This is a genomic window from Exiguobacterium sp. s121, from assembly GCF_018617245.1.
In the GTDB taxonomy this organism is placed as follows: domain Bacteria; phylum Bacillota; class Bacilli; order Exiguobacteriales; family Exiguobacteriaceae; genus Exiguobacterium; species Exiguobacterium profundum.
In genome coordinates this window covers 115,338-131,939 of the sequence record NZ_JACSJV010000002.1, presented here as the reverse complement: position 1 = coordinate 131,939, position 16,602 = coordinate 115,338, and the positions used below count along the sequence as shown (strand labels likewise).

Sequence of the window (16,602 nt, the reverse complement as noted above, 5' to 3'; positions counted from 1 at the left end):
CTAGGCGTATCCTCTTCCGACCTGTGGGCGGATAAAAGATGTGCACTCTTTCAGAAAAAAGGGAAAAGGAACATCATCTAACTCTCGAGGAGGCGTTTTGCCATGAAGTCCTTGCGTATCTTGATCATTTGTTTGCTGTTGTTTCAAGTGTCGCCGGTGACAGCGGCATCCTCGTCCCCACAACCAGGTTATACGATTAAAACGACGTATTTGTACGGTCGTGCCATGCAATCTTCTCCAATTCTTAAGACGCTACGAACGAACGTCCCGGTCCGCTACACGACCTATAACCGGAGCTGGTCGAACGTCTATATCGGAAATACGAAGTACTTCACTCCCTCTGCCAACTTGAAAGCCGGCATCCCTAAAATGCCTTCTGCAGACCGTTTACGACTAGTCAACAAGGCGAATGCACTCCCGTCCACTTACCGTTCCCCACAACTTGTCACATTAACCATTCCAACTGTTTATCAAAAAGGGAGTGAACGGACCTTGATGACAGCGGAAGCAGCATACGCTTTGGCTAAACTATATTACGCCGGTCGGAAACAAGGTCATACGTTATACGCCCTTAGCGCCTACCGATCTTACTCGACACAAAAGTCACTCTATGCCTATTACGTCAACACACGTGGGGTCGCATATGCTTCAAAATATGTGGCACGTCCCGGTCATAGTGAACATCAAACGGGTCTCGCCGTTGATATGACGAGTCAACGCATGCGTCTAGGGCTATATGAATCCTTCGACCGATCGCCTGAAGGGAAATGGATGCTTCAAAACGCCCATCTCTATGGATTTATCGTCCGCTATCCAAAAGGAAAAGAGAAAATCACGGGATACAATTACGAACCTTGGCATTTGCGTTATGTCGGTGTCACTGAAGCGACGATGATGAAGCAGAAGAACTGGGCGTTCGAAGAATGGTGGAGCAAACGTTGAGTGAGCATCCTTTTTCAGGCAATTCCCTGTTCACGTTATAATGGAGTCATCTTATTCGTATAGGGGGAAATGTGGGATGTGGATTGTGATGAACAAACTAGACGTTGAAAAAGGAAAGGCCGACGCGGTCAAAGCACGCTTCGAAACGACAAAAGGAATCGAAGCGATGGATGGCTTTGTCCGTATGCAAGTGTTGACGGATACGTCTGATGAGGCGATGGATCATGTCGTCATCATGACCACGTGGCGTGATGCAGACAGCTTTGAGAACTGGCGCGACAGCAATGCTTATAAGCACGCCCATAAGAAACGTGATGACGGGACTTCAGAAGTGAAACCAATCGTCCTCGGCAACACCGTTACCCAATATGAGGTCGCCATTGAACATCTCGCCTCAACGGAGCGCGTTCAATAAATCTTGAGGACGGATGATGCCGAGTAGCGGTTCATCCGGATTTCCGGTCTCTGTAATCAGAAGGGCGTCATATCGTGCACCCTCTTTCATTTGCGTAAAGCAGTGCTGTGCCTCGATTACGGTCGAATCCTTTCGAATGAATCGATACCGGTGCATATGCGGATCGTGGTGGAGCACGTGCTTCACCCGAACTCCTTTGAGTGACAAGTTGGGCCCGTCGATTGTTTCGGCTAGCCAACTGGTCACTCCTTTTTTCGTCAACAGTCCGCGCCAAGACCCATTGTCATGATATACAGGGAATTGCGAATAATTTTTATCTCGAATCTCCCGGAGTACTTCCGTCAAAAAATCTTCCGACTGAAACGTCACCACCGATTTCGCAAACAATGGAATGACGAGACGTGGATGAAGGAGCTCTCGCTCTACTTCTAAAATCAATGCAACAAGCGACTCGTGTGGCTCCGCGATAATAAAATCAGGTTCACGCCGCTCATGGACGATGGCATTTCGTAGTTGACTCATCTGATGTAAATCTTCTTTATACCGGTCGATGATTGGATTTTGTTTCGCTAACCGATTCACCATGTTACTAAAACTGAAATGTTGCCCATCTCCCATCTCTCGACTCAAGTAGTCCTCGATTCGATGATAGGATGCCAAAAATTCTTCAGCACGACTCATGTGATCACCCTCCTTAACGATACATGTATACCCTCTTTTTTATCATTTGAGCAGGAAACCGTTTATTCATCCCGAATGACATAGAAATCATCTTAATTATGGAGGAGGGCTATCATGGCGACTTCGATTCATCCCACATCACCAACTTCACCGCAACCCACGTTTCGCGCAGGACTACGCGCCGGCATTCCCGTCGCCATCGGATATATCCCGATTGCGATTGCCTTCGGTCTTTTGGCACAATCTTTCAACTTGCCGAATGCTATCACATTATCGATGTCCTTTTTGATCTTTGCCGGGGCAAGTCAGTTCATTACGGTACAACTTCTGATGGCCGGTTCGATGTATTGGGAAATCATTTTGACGACGTTCATTCTAAACTCTCGTCATTTTTTAATGTCCGCCTCACTATCCCAACGGATTGAGAGTACATCTCGAAGACTATTGGCTACCATCGCGTTTGGTGTGACCGACGAAACGTTCAGCATCGCCTCTACTCGTCAAGAGGCCCGTTCCGGTATGTTCGTGCTCGGGTTGAATACAATCGCATTTCTTGCTTGGAATGTCGGGACGTGGATGGGGGTCTTCCTCGCCTTCGGTCTTCCAAGCACATTACAGGCGAGTATGGGGATTGCGCTATATGCGATGTTCATCGGGTTACTCGTTCCATCATTAACGACTCGTCCCGTCTTCGTGGTAGCAAGCTTAGCTATCATTATTCAAGCCATACTCCATTGGGTCATCACCCCGTTCGTCTCAATCTCAGATGGGATTCGAATCATCGTCGCGACCGTTGTCGCAGCCGGAATCGGTGCTTTCGTATTTAAGGAGGAAGAGGTCACATGATATCGTTGTTTCTACTCGTTCTAGGATTGGCACTTGTCACGTATATCCCTCGCCTCGTCCCGCTACTCTGGCTAAAGGAATTGGCGTTACCGGCATATATGAAACGATTTCTTTCCTTCATCCCGTATGCGGTACTGGCTAGTTTGATTTTTCCGGGCGTCCTATCCTCCACGACCACCACCTCGTCTGCCTTATTCGGAGGAGTGGTTGCCACTTTCCTGGCGCTACTACGGGTCAACCTCGTCGTTGTCGTCATTGGAGCTGTATTCGGGGTATATGCCTTTCAAACTATATGACAAAGGAGCGGCACACGAGGTGCTGCTCCTTTTCTTATGCTGATATGGCCTGACGACGAAGCTGGACGAATACGTCCACAAATTCCGCGTCCCATTGTGTTCCCCGACCGCTCTCCAATATGGAAAGCGCCTTTTCCACTGGCATCCCTGACCGATAGGGTCGATCTGATGTCATGGCATCATAAGCATCGGCAATCGCCATGATTCTTCCGAATAACGGAATGTCGACCGCATGTAAGCGGTCCGGGTATCCTTTCCCATCGATTCGTTCGTGGTGCGATCGAACTCCGGCTAAAATCGGTTGAAGCGATGCAGGTAAATGAATTTGACTCAAAATATGGATGCCAATGGTCGGATGTTCTTGAATTTTTGAAAACTCTTCGTCTGTCAGCTTCCCTTCTTTTAGTAGGACGTCATCTCGAATTCCAATTTTCCCGATGTCATGTAGAAGTGCCGACTTGTTGAGTAAATCGACTTGTGCATGCGGTAAGCCAATGGCGCGAGCAAGCTCAACGGAATACATCGCGACACGCTCCGAATGACCTGCTGTGTAGGGATCACGTGCATCGAGCGTTGCTGCGAATAAAATGAAGAGGCTGTCTAACAGCTGTGCGTTTTCTTGTTCACGAGCAGTTACCGTCTCAACCATTTGATTGAATCCCCCAATCAGTTGGGCGAACTCATCTAAGTACGGATTCTCGATTTTCTGAAGTTGTCCCGACTCCATCTGTTCGATGCCGGACGTCAAAAATCCAATCGGACGTTTGATGTTGTCATAGAGTAAGAAACTGCATAACACCGCAATTCCAACGATGATGACAAGAATCACGAGCGCCCAATTCCAATACGTATCCGTTCGAGTCGAAGTCGACAATTGGACACTCGACGCCAACATGAACAACATGATAGGAAAGATACCCGTAATGAGCATACTGATCAATAATTTAGTTCGGACACTAAATGATCGATACGTTGCATGAATAGGCAGATGATAAAGTTCGAGATGCCTTTCTTTCATGTATACAAGTAATGGCTCAACCGATCGAACCGTCAAAAAATATTCAATCAAGGCATGTAGTACTGCAATCATGACGGCCCCGATTGCAGCCAAGCCGATCAAACGATAAGGTAAGTCAATCCACCCCATCTGAATAAAAACGGCGGTTAAACCAATTGACGGGATGGATAATCCAAACAAATGGGGACCTAAAATCCGTTGCACTGTTAAAATCGGGAATCTACTCGCTTGTTCGAATGCCGACGTCAATTCGTCAATCGATGGGGATTCGGTCATAAAAAGCTGTCGTATCGGTCGAATGTGGCGACGGTATAAGAGTAGTTCTGAGAAAATCATAACTATCCCTGACCCCAACATGATTCCTAACAGTAGTAAAATCTCTCGAATGGACAGGTCAAGCGTTTGAAAAATAAAGACACCACCTACTCCAAAGACGGCCAAACCTGAGCCGATGATATAGTTCATCACGAGCGTCCGTTGAAAACGTTCAAACATTCCCCTCACCCCTACACTCTTTTCTTTTACTATCGACCAGATTTATGCTTGAGTTGAACACAAAAAAACGGATCTCCTTGTAGGAGACCCGTTCAAGCATCGATTATGGGCGTAACGGACCATCGTTATCATCAAGTGATCGATTGTCCTGATCCGGAGTGATGTTTTCATGGAACGGATTCGGTTCCGGTCCATCAACATGGTCAACTTTTGGATTTTGAACATCTCGCTTCAACTCGTGTTTCGATTGTTCCGCTTCATGTTTCGACTGCTCCACGCCTTGCTTCGCTTGTTGTTTTGCAGCTTCCGCTTCGCGGCTCATCTGTTCTTTCTCCTGCTCGAGACCTTCTTTTGAAACTTCCGTTTCATCAATGCGTCGCTCTGCCTTTTTCAAATAACGTGCCGCCGTCTCGCGACCACCAAGACCGAAAGCAAGACCGAAGGCAAGGGCAACAGCTCCAAGAATAAGAAGGAATGCTGTATTGACAATCATCGGTGCGATGCCGAGCTGACTAATTGCCATGAAGAAGACGAGTCCGAGAATCGCATACTTCGCTACGTAGCGAAGCGCACTCGGTTGTCCAGCTCCATCAACAAGTACACTTCCAACTAAGCGCTCTGCCATGTTCGCCAACCAAAATCCGACTGCCAAGATAATGAGTGCTGCAATGACCATCGGCAAGTAAGCAAAGATGGCTGTTGCGAGGGATGCCATGAACTCAAGATTCGCGACTTGAAGCGCTTCGGATACGAAGAGCAAGATCACGATTACTTGGACAATGACACCGACCACTTGGGCAATTGACATCGAAGACGCACGTTCCCCGAAGCCCATTTTTTGAGCCAACGAGTTGACGCCAAGATTTTCAAGAAGTGATACAACGACCTCTTTCAACCATTTTGCAACGAACACCCCGACGAGGACGAGGACGATCGCAACGAGAATGTCTGGAATCATGACCAGTACATCATTGAGCATCGCAATCGCTGGTTCCGAGATCCCTCGAATATCGAGCGCCTCAAGTGCTGAAATGGTGACCGGAATCATGATGAAGATGAAGACGATTGTACCGATTGCTTTCGCAAGACTCGATCCCTTCACGTAATCAGATAGATGGAATCGCTCTGCCAAGCGATCTAGTCCTGCAGCTTCGAGGAATTTCGTCAAAATGTCGCGGACAATCTTCGCAACCACATACCCGATTGCAAAAATGAGCGCTGCTGCGACAAGTTTCGGAATGAATCCGAGGAAACTGTTCAATAAATCTTCGAATGGTCCGCTGACCCCACGAAGTCCAAGTGCATCAAGTACAGCAGGTAACGCCAATAAGAGCACGAGATAGAAGACGATGTTCGCGACCGTGTCGACCCACTTCGTTTGGTTGACACTTGTCGATTCTTGTCCCGTTTTTTCCATCAGCTTGCTCAAATTCAAACGATGTCCCGCCATCTGAATTCCCTTTTTCAATAAGGTGGCGATGACCCAAGCGACCAATAAAATCAAGCCGGCTTTGATGACACCGATAATCAATCCAGAGAATCCTTCATAAATCTGACTGAATGGCTGCGTAATGGCTGGAATGTTCATGAATTCAAAGATAATCAGGAATGCGAGGAGTAATACGCCAAAGAACACCACTTTTCCAATAATGCGTTCAGGCGTCCACTTTTCTCCTTTCTCCCCATCTTTTTTAATACCCGCCCGCTCATCCAATCGGGCTTTCTTCAATGCTTTACGTGTCACGTTTTCCAATACTTTCGCCAAGATATAACCGACTACGAGAATAACAATTGCCAGCAAAAGCTCTGGTAACCATGACATGAACGTATTGAAGTTATACGTTGTGTTGTTCATCAAATTTTCCTCCTTTTCACACGAAATGATTGTTTTTATTTAACAGTGCTATTTCATACATACCTATATTTCAAAACCATCAAACCTGAACTGTAAGTCAATTCGTTTACAGACTATTACGATTCATTGGAAATGGGTACGTTATTAAGAGAGAAATCGTGTCAAATGATGCGAGATATGATACGAATAACAAGAGACGTCATGTTAGGAGGAATTTAGGATGAATATCGCTTTAGTGGCTCACGACAAGAAGAAAGATGATTTAATCGTCCTCATTAAAACTTACACCCATATACTAAAGAAACATCAGTTGTTTGCGACCGGTACAACGGGTAAGCGAATCGCTGAAGCGACCGGCTTGCCTGTCCATTGCTTCCGATCCGGACCGCTTGGAGGGGACCAAGAAATCGGTGCTGCCGTCGCACGCGGGGAGATGGATATGATCATCTTTTTCAGAGACCCATTAACTGCTCAACCTCATGAACCGGATGTGAGCGCATTGATGCGTCTTTGTGACGTCTACTCCATCCCGCTTTCGACAAATATGGGTGGAAGCGAAATTTTGATTCGAAGTATCGAGCAAGGTGATTTCGAGTCACTTAAACTTTCTCATAACGACGAACCTCCGGCTTGACCATGACAAACCAAGAAAGGAGAGGAATCTCCCTGGAACCGAATATGATTCACGACCCGAACGTCCAACAGTTCTTTAACGACGTGCGCCAGCGCCTCATCGAACTACTTGGAAATGAGGCAGAAGCGGATCGCCATCTACTCGCACTTGCTGGATATATCCGGCATGCAGAGAAAAGTGGTCAGTCGCTCGAAAGTCTTTTAAACCAAGATCCTCAGGAATACGCTCGTTTCCTCATTGAACAACCCGAAACAAATGAAGAATATCGTCGACGCTATCACGTGTTGATTGATGCCTCGGATGAATTAAAACCTCATGAAAAAGCGCAAGCAAACCGGGAATTCGATTGGGCCGTCAATCAATTGGACGAAGCCAAGCTTTCGTTAAAAGAAATCGAAGTGCGCGACCTTGCCTTCCTCGCCTACACAAAAATTGAAGCACTCAAATCGTCTCGTACGATTTGGAACCGCTTCGGCTGGCTACTAGGTATGATTTTGGCATTTGCCTACGCCAACTTACTGCTCGTGATTGACGATGTCTTTAGCGGTCGACTATTCACCGCCCCCATGTCGACGTATCCAATTGATTATCTGGCCTTCCTGTTACCCGTCCTCGTGACCGGTGCTATCTTCGGCATATTGACCCGTTTTCGACATTACATCCAGACGCTCGGTCGGCGTATTGCGTTCGCCTTGCTCATCGTTGTCGTCTACATCATGTCTATCTTTCTGATTCAACCGCTCTTAATGACAATTGGTTGGTCATTCATCATTCAGTTGACCCCACTCTACGCGCTCATTTTAATGGCGATCAGTGGCTTTATGGCCATCTGGACATTAATCGAGTTCGTCTGGAAGAGTACACGTTGTTCTCTCGGAGACGATACGCTCATGCTTTATTACTAACCACGCCACTCCTCTTAGGAGATGGCGTTTTTTGTTTCGATTATGGCGAGAACGGAAATTACTCCTATTGTGACGCTTGTTTTAGATTGGAAATTCTAAAGGGGGTATTCGATGTCAGAACGAAAAATGATTGGCCTGTTCCAGACAGAACAGGAAGTCATGCACAAAGTGGAAGAGCTGAAAGCTGCAGGGGAAGCTGAAAAAAATATGCATGTTGTCGCCAAGCGGGACGGGGAAATTTCTGCGTTACGTGACCACACGGATGTAAATGCCGAGTCCGGTATCCGTGACGTCAATTGGCTTGACCGTGTCAAAGCATTCCTACACGGAAGTGACCGCATTCGTGATGAGTTACGGAATATGGGGCTAAACGATGCCGAAGCGGAACAGTATTATGATGCAATCGATGAAGGACAAATTTTACTCTACATCGATCGACACTCGTACGACCGCTATCCGAACATGTATAAAAAAGACAGTGAGCTCGATCATGATAAAGGGGAAAAAGCGGATGGGATCGCCTTTGACGCGAAACCATTTAACGATCACGACGAGAATCCACGTGGTACAAAGGATGATCCGATTGTACGCGGTCATTCTGGATTAGAAGATCATCGCCGATTATAAGGAGGAACGACTATGAATGAGAAACGATTTATCAGCATGCACGATACGCAGGATGCAGCACTTGGGAAAATCGAGGAGTTGCGAGCGAAAGGTTATGAAGACTCACACATTTATGTCGTCACAAAACATGAAGACAACGTTTCGATTTTGAGACGTGATACAGATGTTCATACGGAAGCGACCCATCAAGCGAGCTGGTTCGATAAGGTTCGGGCGTTCCTCAGCGGTCATGAAGACGTGCACGCTGGTCTACGCAACATGGGACTGAGCGAAGAGGAAGTAAAACGTCACTATGACGATGTAGAAGCCGGGAAAATCCTCGTTTATGTGGATGAAGACTTTGAACGTCGTCATCAAGACGGGGTGACAGTCGATTCGAAACCATATCAAGACGCATCATCGACTCATCTCGGTAGTCATACTGACGATGGATTGGAAATCGACTCAAAACCTTACCGTGAGGCTCAGACCGTCGACCCAAGCCATCCCGTAGACCCGGAGCAAGATAAACTGGATAAAGAAACGAAGAATCCAGATCGCGAGGAAAAACTACGTGGTCTCGATGATCGTGCTTATCGAAATGACGTAGAAGATCCGGATAATATCCGACGTTTCTAACATAGTAACAAAGAGCCTGACGCACCCGCGTCAGGCTCTTCTTACGTCAAACGATTCTTCGGTTCTTTCCCTTCGAGCACATTTGTGATGGCATCTCGATTCAATGCCATCATCGCCAGACGTGTCCGAATCGTTGCACTCCCGATATGCGGTAATGTCGTCACGTTCGGAAGCGTCAATAATGGATGACCGAGGTCGATTGGTTCTTTTGTGAATACGTCTAATCCCGCTCCCCAAATCTTCCTCGCTTTAAGTGCTTCATATAGAGCCTGTTCATCGATGATTTCTCCACGAGCCACATTGATGAAAATGGATGTTTCCTTCATCTTGGCAAACTCTTTAGCCCCGAGCATTCCCCGTGTCTCGTCCGTGAGCGGTGCGAGAACGACGACGAAATCGGATTGTGTCAATAGTTCATCGAGTTCCGCATAGGTGAAGCCATACATCGACTCCGACTCATGTCGCCGTGTCCGGTTATGGTATAGAACTTCCATGTCAAATCCTCTTGCCCGACGTGCGACCGCTTCACCGATTCGCCCCATTCCGATGATACCCAATTTCGCTTGATAAAGGTCCATCCCGACGTAGCCCATCGGCAGCCAGGACTTCCACTCCCCGGCGCGCAAGTCACGTTCCGCCTCTCCGAGACGTCGTGCCGTCATCATCATGAGACCAAACGTCAAATCTGCTGTCGTTTCCGTCAAGACATCGGGTGTGTTGGTGACGATGACGCCATTCTCTTTCGCTGCGTTCAAATCGATATTGTTATATCCGACCGCCAAATTGGAGACGACCTCTAAATGTGTGGCACGCTCAAACACTTCACGGTCAATCGTGTCGCTGAGCATGGTCCAGAGCGCATGCGCAGATGACGCTTCTTCTAAAAGAACCTCTCGCGGCACACTTTCCCCTTCATGCTTCCACATGCGCACATCGTATTGATCGCGAAGCGGTTCGACTGCCTCTTCTGGCAAGCGACGCGTAATATAGATTCGTTTTTTCATTTTTCTCCCCCTCTCTACACTTACTTGTAGTCTAACAAATGGGAGGCGTTAAGAGGGTTGATCCGCCTTCGGTTTTTGCTTCAAAAACTGTTCAAATAGCGATCCGAACTCTTGATTTAACAACTGTTCAATCGTTTTCGATGAATCCATAGCATTACGATAAGCGATTTCGTTAATTGCGAGTCCGATGGCCCACGTGATCCCTGATGCGACGGTCGCATTGATGACACCGGCCGCTGCGTTCGCTCCCGGGAAAAACTTCATGACGTTCAATAAGATCGTTTTCGATAACGTGCGACCGATTTGTGGAATGATGGTACTTCCAATGAGCGTCTTCAACAAATCATCACTCGCTTTGACACCCCAATAGCGAAATAGATGGACGCTCATCGTCACCTGAATCGGCGTCAATGCCACGGCATCAGCAAACGGGAGCGGAACCGCAGCAGCCGTTCCTGCGCTCGCGACATAGCCAGAGATGATTCGATTCGCCTTTTTACGCTTTAACTTGAGCATCGCTTCACTCTCTGCATGAATCTCCATCAAGAGCCCTTCCTGCAAGGAAGCATCTAGCTGTTCAACCGACCACGCAATCAGTCGTTCCCAATCCACATATTGACGCAACGCTTCATCGTTCAATATTTCCGAAGAAATGCTGACTTGGAAGATCGCTTCTTCCGGAAGGATTCCATTCAGTTCATTCCGTAATGCCGTCAGTTCCTCTAAATCGACCTGATCGATTTGTGTGAATAAGACAGCGACAGCGGTCGATTCACGTAGACGGCGAATCAAGACCTTGTCGAGTGGTGTGACACGCTTTGTCGCAGCGTTGATGGTATACCAGACGAGATGAATTCGTTTGGATGCCTCTTGCCGCTTTGCGTTCTCCACAAACCCGATGACTTCCTCTTCGTAATGTTGTTGCCGCGCACTCCCGATCTCATATCCTTCGCTGTCGAACAAGGTGACTGCGATATCATCACTCGTATATTGATGAATTCCTCTTGTGACCGGTTCCCCGGCTGCTACTTTCGTCAAATCACGTCCAAACACGTAGTTCACAACAGAACTCTTTCCTGCTCCCGTTGCTCCCGCGATGAGGATGTTTGGTTTTTTGACATTGCCCCGTAGCCGCTCGAGCTCTGCCTTTAAATCATAATCTTTAAAATCAAATCGTTTCGTCGATTCCATTTACGTTTCCCCCTTATGAGTTGAGCGTGCGACCAAGCTGACCCATCTCGCGCTCAAAGCCGCGTCGAATCTCTTCTTCAATCGTTTGTCTTACAGATGCATATTGTTGCTCGATGGCCTTTTTAATCCCTCGCTCTGCCGTCCGACGCTTGAATGCCCAGTAGATGAAGTGCACTCCAGGAATCATTCCGAGAACCATCTTTCGAACTGTTTTTCCGAACGAGTAGTCAAATCCGAGCTCAACTCGTCTCGTTCTAAACAAAAGGTCTGCTTGCTCTCCGACTAGCGGGTATCGTTGCATGAGTTGGATATAATGACGCACCCCTTCTGCCATCGCCTCTTCCGTCGTCAAAGCTGCCTCTTCAAGCGTCTTTTCTAAATCTTTCTCTATTTTTCTAGCTTTCCAACTGATCATCGCTTGCGGGGTTAGCATGCGAATCGTCTCTGCCGAAGCGATACTACGAATTCGCCAATCCTCTAACTCTTCAAGAAGATGATTCGTCAGGTTAATGGGAAGTTTTCGCTCGATGTCTTTCCATAGGTTCGTCCGATTCCGATTCCATACCTCTTCGTATCCTCTTACCGGGACGTGTTTTCCTGTGAGTAACTTCTTTTCGACACTGTTGACACGGATGATGTTCTCTTCTTCAATCGGTAGTGCACGTAACAATACCCGTTCCATCGCCTCTGCCTTTTGAACACTCATCGGGTCGTCTTCATTGTAGTTAGTCAGAATGAGGGCGACGTTGCTCCCCCGCTCATATAAAGGTTTTAAAATCGCCTCGAGCTCATATGCCTCGACACGTCCTGACTGCACCGACAACAAATAGTAAATCGTATGAAACCACTCCGCGATATCGAGCGCGCCTTCACGCTGATGGACGATGGATAAAATCGCTTGATGCCACTCTTCAGAGCGGTCTGCTTCGAGCCCCCACGTATCAAAAAAACGAAACAAGATACCCCGCTTTAAATCGTAATACTCATATTCGTGAAGTCCTTCTGCGGTGACCGGACTTCCAGCACGCGATTCGGCGACGTCATGTCCATATATATAGTTGATAAACGCACTCTTTCCGACACCGGTCTTTCCGGCAATCAAAATATTTGAGACGAGCCCTGTCCGATCCATACGTTTCCTCCCTCATTCGTTGTATAGTTCAATTATACCGAACGGACCATTTTCAAACGTCCATCGAAAGGATGATTCTCATGCTTCACCATGTTGAGCTTTACGTTTCAAACCTACACGACAGTATACGTGCCTGGGAATGGCTCCTGTGTGAACAACTTGATTACACGCTCTATCAATCTTGGCCAGAAGGACGGAGCTATCGATACCGTGAAACATATCTCGTGTTCGTTCAAACGGAAAAGACTCACCTTGCGCCACCGTATCACCGAAAAAAGACTGGTCTCAACCACTTGGCATTTCATGCGTCTTCCCTCGCACAATTAGAAGAAGTTCGGCAACAGCTCGCATCACACGGGTTTCGTGAATTGTACGCAGACCGCTTCCCCCACGCAGGAGGCCCAAACTATACAGCACTATTTTTTGAAGACCCGGACCGCATCAAAGTTGAACTCGTGGCAACGATGTGAACGGTTTCTTGAGAACTTCTTGAAAGTTTGTGAAAACAATTGCAAACTTCACGTTGACCTCCTAGACTGAAAGGGTCTAAAGGAGGTCTTTTCATGGAAAAGCAAGTCGTCGATTATATGGAAGAAGCCGCATTTAAGAAATCATCATTGCTTCAACATTCATTTCCTCAATACATGTTGCGATCGATAATCGCGGGCTTTTTAATCGGAATTGGAGTCGTCTTCTCATTCACCGTCGGAAACATGTTCATCGATGTCCCCGGAACGATGCTGATTGCGGGCGCCAGTTTCTCGGTGGCACTCGTCTTCATCGTCTGGATGGGGGGAGAATTGTTTACGAGCAACACGATGTATCTCTACACTGGTGCAAAACGGGGACGTGTCGCTTGGTTCGACCTCGCAAAAATATGGGGACTCAGTTGGGTCGGTAACTTGATCGGTGCCGTCATGCTATCGCTTCTCGTCATCGGAGCTCACAGCATGGGTGACGTGTCGGGTGACCATTTGCTTGCTGTCGTCGCCGCGAAGAAAATCGGTGGAGACGCCCTTGCTATTTTCTTGAAAGGAATCTTATGTAACGTGCTCGTCTGTTTGGCCATCTTCATGCCACTCAAAACGAACAATGATGTCGCGAAGATTATGCTGACGATGCTTCCGGTCGTCGTATTTTTCGCCGCTGGATTCGAGCACTCGATTGCGAACATGGGCGTTTTCGCTCTCGCGCTCCACTATGTACCGTCGGACCTCGTCACCTTTAGCGGTGCCCTTTACAATCTATTCTTCGCCACACTCGGTAATATTGTCGGTGGTGCGTTGTTCGTTGCCGGAAGTTACTTGTATTTGAACAAATCGGAGACGGAACAAACCGTCAAGCCGATACGTCATCATGCATAAAAAGACAGGGACCCCGATTAGCAGGGTCCCTGTTTGTTGCATTTCACGAATTATGATTTTGAAGCGTCGGCGGCGGCTGCTTGAACAGTACCTTGTGCCACTTCGTCTTCTTCCACATCCCAGCACTCTGTATTCTCGATACCGAGTTTACGAGCCGAGAAGCGTGGGTTGAGACCTTGGGCTCGTTGCTCTTCGTAATCTTTAAGAACTTTGAAGGCAACGCCACCGAGCAATGTGATTGCCGCGATGTTGATCAATGTCATCCCTGCCATGAAGAGGTCAGCGAGGCTCCATACGAATCCAAGGCTTGCGACCGCTCCGATGAAGACGAATGCCATTGTCGCAAGACGGAATCCAAGAACTGCACCTTTGCTCTTCTTAATGAATTCGATGTTCGTTTCACCGTAGTAGTAGCTTCCTGCGATTGAGCTGAAGGCGAACAAGAAGACGCTGACAGCGATGAATGCTGGGGCAAGTGCTCCGATTTGTTCAGTCAATGCGTTTTGAAGAAGGACAATCCCTTCACCATTTCCAGCAGCGTAGCTGTCTGAGAGAAGGATGATCGCTGCAGTTGCTGTACATACGATCAACGTATCCAAGAATACACCGAGTGATTGAAGGAAACCTTGTTTCGCAGGGTGCGATACTTCAGCAGCAGCTGCTGCGTTTGGTGCAGAACCCATACCTGCTTCGTTCGAGAAGAGTCCACGGCGTACACCCATTGAGATTGCAGCACCGATTGAACCACCGACTGCTTCGTTCAAACCAAATGCGCTTTGGAAAATCATAGCGAAGACGCCTGGAAGTTCAGCAAAGTTCACAACGACAACGTAGAGTGCGATGGCAAGGTAGAGAACAGCCATGACTGGTACGACGATCGCCGAGAAGTTCGCGACACGTTGTACACCACCAAAGATGACAAGACCAGTAAGAACAACTAAGATTGCTCCGCCGATCGCCGCATCGATTCCAAATGCGTTATCGAATGCTGCAGCGATTGTGTTCGATTGAACAGAGTTGAAGATGAGTCCGAATGTGACAGCAATGAGAACCGCAAATACGATTCCAAGTGCACGGTTGTTCAAACCTTTTTCGATGTAGTAAGCTGGACCACCGCGGTACGCGACATCGTCTTTCACTTTGTATACTTGAGCGAGCGTGCTTTCAATCATGGCTGTCGCACCACCGAGAAGGGCGACGATCCACATCCAGAAGACCGCTCCTGGTCCACCAAGTGTGACCGCTACCGTGACCCCGGCAAGGTTACCTGTACCGATTCGAGTCGCGGCACCGATAAAGAATGATTTCATTGAAGAAATACTCTTCCCGTCTTTTGAAAGTGTAACGTCCGATTTATCTGTCACCGTACGTAACATTTCTTTTAAGTAACGGAACTGCATAAAACGTGTTCTGACCGTGAAGTAGATCCCGGCTCCAACGAGAACGGCGATCAATACGTACGACCATAAGATGTTGTTCAAAAAGTCGACGCTTCCTTGTAACATACCTTGAATCGCTTCCATGAATAAGTTCCTCCCTGTTGTGTGAATCTGAAGTTGAGAATTTTTTATGATGTCTTAGTTCTGAATTATACAAAGATTCTGACAATTATCAATAATTTTTTTATAGGTCATTTCACTCTTTTTTCACATCATATAAGCGAGATTCCTTATTTATAAGCACTTAAAGCGCTTACATAAAAATGTTTAGAAATATTAAATCATGATTATAATTCACAATAACGAAATGAATAATCAAAAAAACAGCCACTCTTTTCGAGTAGCTGCGAGTTTAAATACCAGTACGTTTCTTCTGGTTATTTGGTTTTTTCGTCAATTGGCTCGTCAACGGTTTCTGTTTTGTACCATGTAAACCCGTGGGAACCTTCGTTTGATTTTGCTTCTTCTCTGCCAGCTTTTGTTTCATCGCCTCTTGAAAAGATAGTTTTTTCTCACTCATCTTACTCACCTCCAGCTTCGATCACTTTCACACGACCGACCTGTCCATCGCTCAAACGCACTTTGATTCCGTGCGGATGACGTGGCGAGTTCGTCAATATATCTTGAACGACGCCTTTCGTCAGCTTTCCGCTTCGTTGATCTTGTTTTAAAACGATTTGGACGTGGAGTCCTGGGCGAATGTCAGCACGTTTCGTTCCATCCATACCCGACACCCCTTTCCATTTAGTCAATCTCTATCATATGCTCTTTTCCCTCATTTGTCACAGCCTATTCCAGATGCCAATTTGTCGCATCGTTTCTGTCATGTAACTTTGATCGGTCTGAAGCGTCTTCTCAGGAAACGGATCATGCAATCGAACGCTGACCCCTCGATACGAAAAGATCACATCCATGACATACTGTCCTTCCACATCACGGAGTGCGGCCGTCCCTTTCAACGAATGAAACGCCTTAGCGAACGCCTCTCCAAAATCGAGATACGCTTTCACGTAAATCGTAACGCGTCGCTCATCAATCATCAATTCCAACCGTTCGCGATCGGCACCACCAATGACCATGCGTACGACCTCGTTGTCATTAGAAAATTCAATCGTATGCATCCTCGTCCCACCCTTCATT

20 protein-coding genes are annotated in these 16,602 nt (G+C 47.3%); 10 read left to right on the top strand and 10 right to left on the bottom strand.

The features are described 5' to 3' along the window. Window positions 1–102: 102 nt before the first annotated feature. On the top strand, window positions 103–942 hold the full coding sequence (locus tag KOG47_RS11030; RefSeq protein ID WP_159563267.1) for a M15 family metallopeptidase: 840 nt from the start codon (window positions 103–105) through the stop codon (window positions 940–942). Window positions 943–1,018: 76 nt separating this feature from the next. Next, window positions 1,019–1,357, top strand: coding sequence for an antibiotic biosynthesis monooxygenase (locus KOG47_RS11025; RefSeq protein WP_074035108.1), 339 nt, complete (start codon window positions 1,019–1,021; stop codon window positions 1,355–1,357). On the opposite strand, the gene KOG47_RS11020 is transcribed toward KOG47_RS11025, so the two are convergent. Next, window positions 1,337–2,038 carry a CBS domain-containing protein gene (locus tag KOG47_RS11020; protein WP_215244231.1) on the bottom strand — a complete coding sequence of 234 codons (702 nt, stop codon included), beginning with the start codon at window positions 2,036–2,038 and terminating at the stop codon, window positions 1,337–1,339. The two genes, KOG47_RS11025 and KOG47_RS11020, sit on opposite strands and share 21 nt — an antisense overlap. Before the next feature lie 114 nt (window positions 2,039–2,152). Here KOG47_RS11020 and KOG47_RS11015 point away from each other — a divergent pair, with 114 nt between their 5' ends. Together KOG47_RS11015 and KOG47_RS11010 are read left to right on the top strand one after the other, a co-directional pair. Further along, window positions 2,153–2,884 (top strand): AzlC family ABC transporter permease, encoded by a 732-nt coding sequence (locus KOG47_RS11015; protein WP_215244230.1) that lies wholly within the window; start codon window positions 2,153–2,155, stop codon window positions 2,882–2,884. Beyond that, window positions 2,881–3,180, top strand: a complete 300-nt coding sequence (locus KOG47_RS11010; RefSeq protein ID WP_196431716.1) for an AzlD domain-containing protein — start codon at window positions 2,881–2,883, stop codon at window positions 3,178–3,180. Before KOG47_RS11015 ends, KOG47_RS11010 begins: the two co-directional genes overlap by 4 nt. 34 nt (window positions 3,181–3,214) lie before the next feature. Here the strand turns inward: KOG47_RS11010 and KOG47_RS11005 are convergent, their stop codons facing one another. Continuing rightward, window positions 3,215–4,693 (bottom strand): HD-GYP domain-containing protein, encoded by a 1,479-nt coding sequence (locus tag KOG47_RS11005; RefSeq protein ID WP_074035115.1) that lies wholly within the window; start codon window positions 4,691–4,693, stop codon window positions 3,215–3,217. Window positions 4,694–4,796: 103 nt separating this feature from the next. Continuing rightward, window positions 4,797–6,548 carry a mechanosensitive ion channel gene (locus KOG47_RS11000; protein WP_215244229.1) on the bottom strand — a complete coding sequence of 584 codons (1,752 nt, stop codon included), beginning with the start codon at window positions 6,546–6,548 and terminating at the stop codon, window positions 4,797–4,799. Window positions 6,549–6,768: 220 nt separating this feature from the next. Here KOG47_RS11000 and mgsA point away from each other — a divergent pair, with 220 nt between their 5' ends. From mgsA to KOG47_RS10980, 4 genes are all read left to right on the top strand, one after another. Further along, window positions 6,769–7,182: a methylglyoxal synthase gene (gene mgsA, locus KOG47_RS10995; protein ID WP_078146039.1), complete on the top strand. Its 414-nt coding sequence runs from the start codon at window positions 6,769–6,771 to the stop codon at window positions 7,180–7,182. Window positions 7,183–7,226: 44 nt separating this feature from the next. Further along, entirely contained in the window at window positions 7,227–8,087 is an 861-nt protein-coding gene (locus tag KOG47_RS10990) for a hypothetical protein (RefSeq protein WP_078146038.1), read from the top strand. Window positions 8,088–8,198: 111 nt separating this feature from the next. Continuing rightward, window positions 8,199–8,714, top strand: a complete 516-nt coding sequence (locus tag KOG47_RS10985) for a YflT domain-containing protein (RefSeq protein WP_078146037.1) — start codon at window positions 8,199–8,201, stop codon at window positions 8,712–8,714. Between the two features lie 12 nt (window positions 8,715–8,726). After that, entirely contained in the window at window positions 8,727–9,332 is a 606-nt protein-coding gene (locus KOG47_RS10980) for a YflT domain-containing protein (RefSeq protein WP_074035122.1), read from the top strand. A 41-nt stretch (window positions 9,333–9,373) separates the two neighbouring features. On the opposite strand, the gene KOG47_RS10975 is transcribed toward KOG47_RS10980, so the two are convergent. From KOG47_RS10975 to KOG47_RS10965, 3 genes are read right to left on the bottom strand one after another with little or no spacing between them, the layout of a single operon-like run. Continuing rightward, on the bottom strand, window positions 9,374–10,336 hold the full coding sequence (locus tag KOG47_RS10975) for a 2-hydroxyacid dehydrogenase (protein ID WP_214691369.1): 963 nt from the start codon (window positions 10,334–10,336) through the stop codon (window positions 9,374–9,376). A 48-nt stretch (window positions 10,337–10,384) separates the two neighbouring features. Beyond that, the gene (locus tag KOG47_RS10970) at window positions 10,385–11,527 is read right to left on the bottom strand and encodes a YcjF family protein (protein ID WP_215244228.1); all 1,143 of its coding nucleotides are present in this window, start codon (window positions 11,525–11,527) and stop codon (window positions 10,385–10,387) included. Window positions 11,528–11,540: 13 nt separating this feature from the next. Next, the gene (locus KOG47_RS10965) at window positions 11,541–12,659 is read right to left on the bottom strand and encodes a GTPase (RefSeq protein WP_215244227.1); all 1,119 of its coding nucleotides are present in this window, start codon (window positions 12,657–12,659) and stop codon (window positions 11,541–11,543) included. 80 nt (window positions 12,660–12,739) lie between these two features. Here KOG47_RS10965 and KOG47_RS10960 point away from each other — a divergent pair, with 80 nt between their 5' ends. Further along, entirely contained in the window at window positions 12,740–13,129 is a 390-nt protein-coding gene (locus KOG47_RS10960) for a VOC family protein (RefSeq protein ID WP_214685001.1), read from the top strand. Window positions 13,130–13,222: 93 nt separating this feature from the next. Beyond that, window positions 13,223–14,023, top strand: a complete 801-nt coding sequence (locus KOG47_RS10955; RefSeq protein WP_196431707.1) for a formate/nitrite transporter family protein — start codon at window positions 13,223–13,225, stop codon at window positions 14,021–14,023. Window positions 14,024–14,073: 50 nt separating this feature from the next. On the opposite strand, the gene KOG47_RS10950 is transcribed toward KOG47_RS10955, so the two are convergent. The 4 genes from KOG47_RS10950 to KOG47_RS10935 all read right to left on the bottom strand — a co-directional run bounded on the left by KOG47_RS10950 (window position 14,074) and on the right by KOG47_RS10935 (window position 16,583). After that, window positions 14,074–15,546 (bottom strand): alanine/glycine:cation symporter family protein, encoded by a 1,473-nt coding sequence (locus KOG47_RS10950; RefSeq protein WP_159563257.1) that lies wholly within the window; start codon window positions 15,544–15,546, stop codon window positions 14,074–14,076. Window positions 15,547–15,814: 268 nt separating this feature from the next. Further along, complete coding sequence (locus KOG47_RS10945; RefSeq protein ID WP_015880321.1) at window positions 15,815–15,982, bottom strand: hypothetical protein; 168 nt, start codon at window positions 15,980–15,982, stop codon at window positions 15,815–15,817. A 1-nt stretch (window position 15,983) separates the two neighbouring features. Continuing rightward, window positions 15,984–16,187 carry a YwbE family protein gene (locus tag KOG47_RS10940; RefSeq protein WP_015880320.1) on the bottom strand — a complete coding sequence of 68 codons (204 nt, stop codon included), beginning with the start codon at window positions 16,185–16,187 and terminating at the stop codon, window positions 15,984–15,986. 57 nt (window positions 16,188–16,244) lie between these two features. Continuing rightward, entirely contained in the window at window positions 16,245–16,583 is a 339-nt protein-coding gene (locus KOG47_RS10935) for a hypothetical protein (RefSeq protein WP_214691373.1), read from the bottom strand. Window positions 16,584–16,602: the final 19 nt, after the last annotated feature.

Coding starts and splice junctions, on each gene's coding strand:
- KOG47_RS10940 (WP_015880320.1), bottom strand. CDS start 16,187: ATGGATGGAACGAAACGTGCTGACATTCGCCCAGGACTCCACGTCCAA.
- KOG47_RS11010 (WP_196431716.1), top strand. CDS start 2,881: ATGATATCGTTGTTTCTACTCGTTCTAGGATTGGCACTTGTCACGTAT.
- KOG47_RS10990 (WP_078146038.1), top strand. CDS start 7,227: ATGATTCACGACCCGAACGTCCAACAGTTCTTTAACGACGTGCGCCAG.
- KOG47_RS10945 (WP_015880321.1), bottom strand. CDS start 15,982: ATGAGTGAGAAAAAACTATCTTTTCAAGAGGCGATGAAACAAAAGCTG.
- KOG47_RS10980 (WP_074035122.1), top strand. CDS start 8,727: ATGAATGAGAAACGATTTATCAGCATGCACGATACGCAGGATGCAGCA.
- KOG47_RS11000 (WP_215244229.1), bottom strand. CDS start 6,548: ATGAACAACACAACGTATAACTTCAATACGTTCATGTCATGGTTACCA.
- KOG47_RS10950 (WP_159563257.1), bottom strand. CDS start 15,546: ATGGAAGCGATTCAAGGTATGTTACAAGGAAGCGTCGACTTTTTGAAC.
- KOG47_RS11025 (WP_074035108.1), top strand. CDS start 1,019: ATGTGGATTGTGATGAACAAACTAGACGTTGAAAAAGGAAAGGCCGAC.
- KOG47_RS10965 (WP_215244227.1), bottom strand. CDS start 12,659: ATGGATCGGACAGGGCTCGTCTCAAATATTTTGATTGCCGGAAAGACC.
- KOG47_RS10985 (WP_078146037.1), top strand. CDS start 8,199: ATGTCAGAACGAAAAATGATTGGCCTGTTCCAGACAGAACAGGAAGTC.
- KOG47_RS10970 (WP_215244228.1), bottom strand. CDS start 11,527: ATGGAATCGACGAAACGATTTGATTTTAAAGATTATGATTTAAAGGCA.
- KOG47_RS11005 (WP_074035115.1), bottom strand. CDS start 4,693: ATGTTTGAACGTTTTCAACGGACGCTCGTGATGAACTATATCATCGGC.
- KOG47_RS10935 (WP_214691373.1), bottom strand. CDS start 16,583: ATGCATACGATTGAATTTTCTAATGACAACGAGGTCGTACGCATGGTC.
- KOG47_RS11015 (WP_215244230.1), top strand. CDS start 2,153: ATGGCGACTTCGATTCATCCCACATCACCAACTTCACCGCAACCCACG.
- KOG47_RS11030 (WP_159563267.1), top strand. CDS start 103: ATGAAGTCCTTGCGTATCTTGATCATTTGTTTGCTGTTGTTTCAAGTG.
- KOG47_RS10955 (WP_196431707.1), top strand. CDS start 13,223: ATGGAAAAGCAAGTCGTCGATTATATGGAAGAAGCCGCATTTAAGAAA.
- mgsA (WP_078146039.1), top strand. CDS start 6,769: ATGAATATCGCTTTAGTGGCTCACGACAAGAAGAAAGATGATTTAATC.
- KOG47_RS10960 (WP_214685001.1), top strand. CDS start 12,740: ATGCTTCACCATGTTGAGCTTTACGTTTCAAACCTACACGACAGTATA.
- KOG47_RS11020 (WP_215244231.1), bottom strand. CDS start 2,038: ATGAGTCGTGCTGAAGAATTTTTGGCATCCTATCATCGAATCGAGGAC.
- KOG47_RS10975 (WP_214691369.1), bottom strand. CDS start 10,336: ATGAAAAAACGAATCTATATTACGCGTCGCTTGCCAGAAGAGGCAGTC.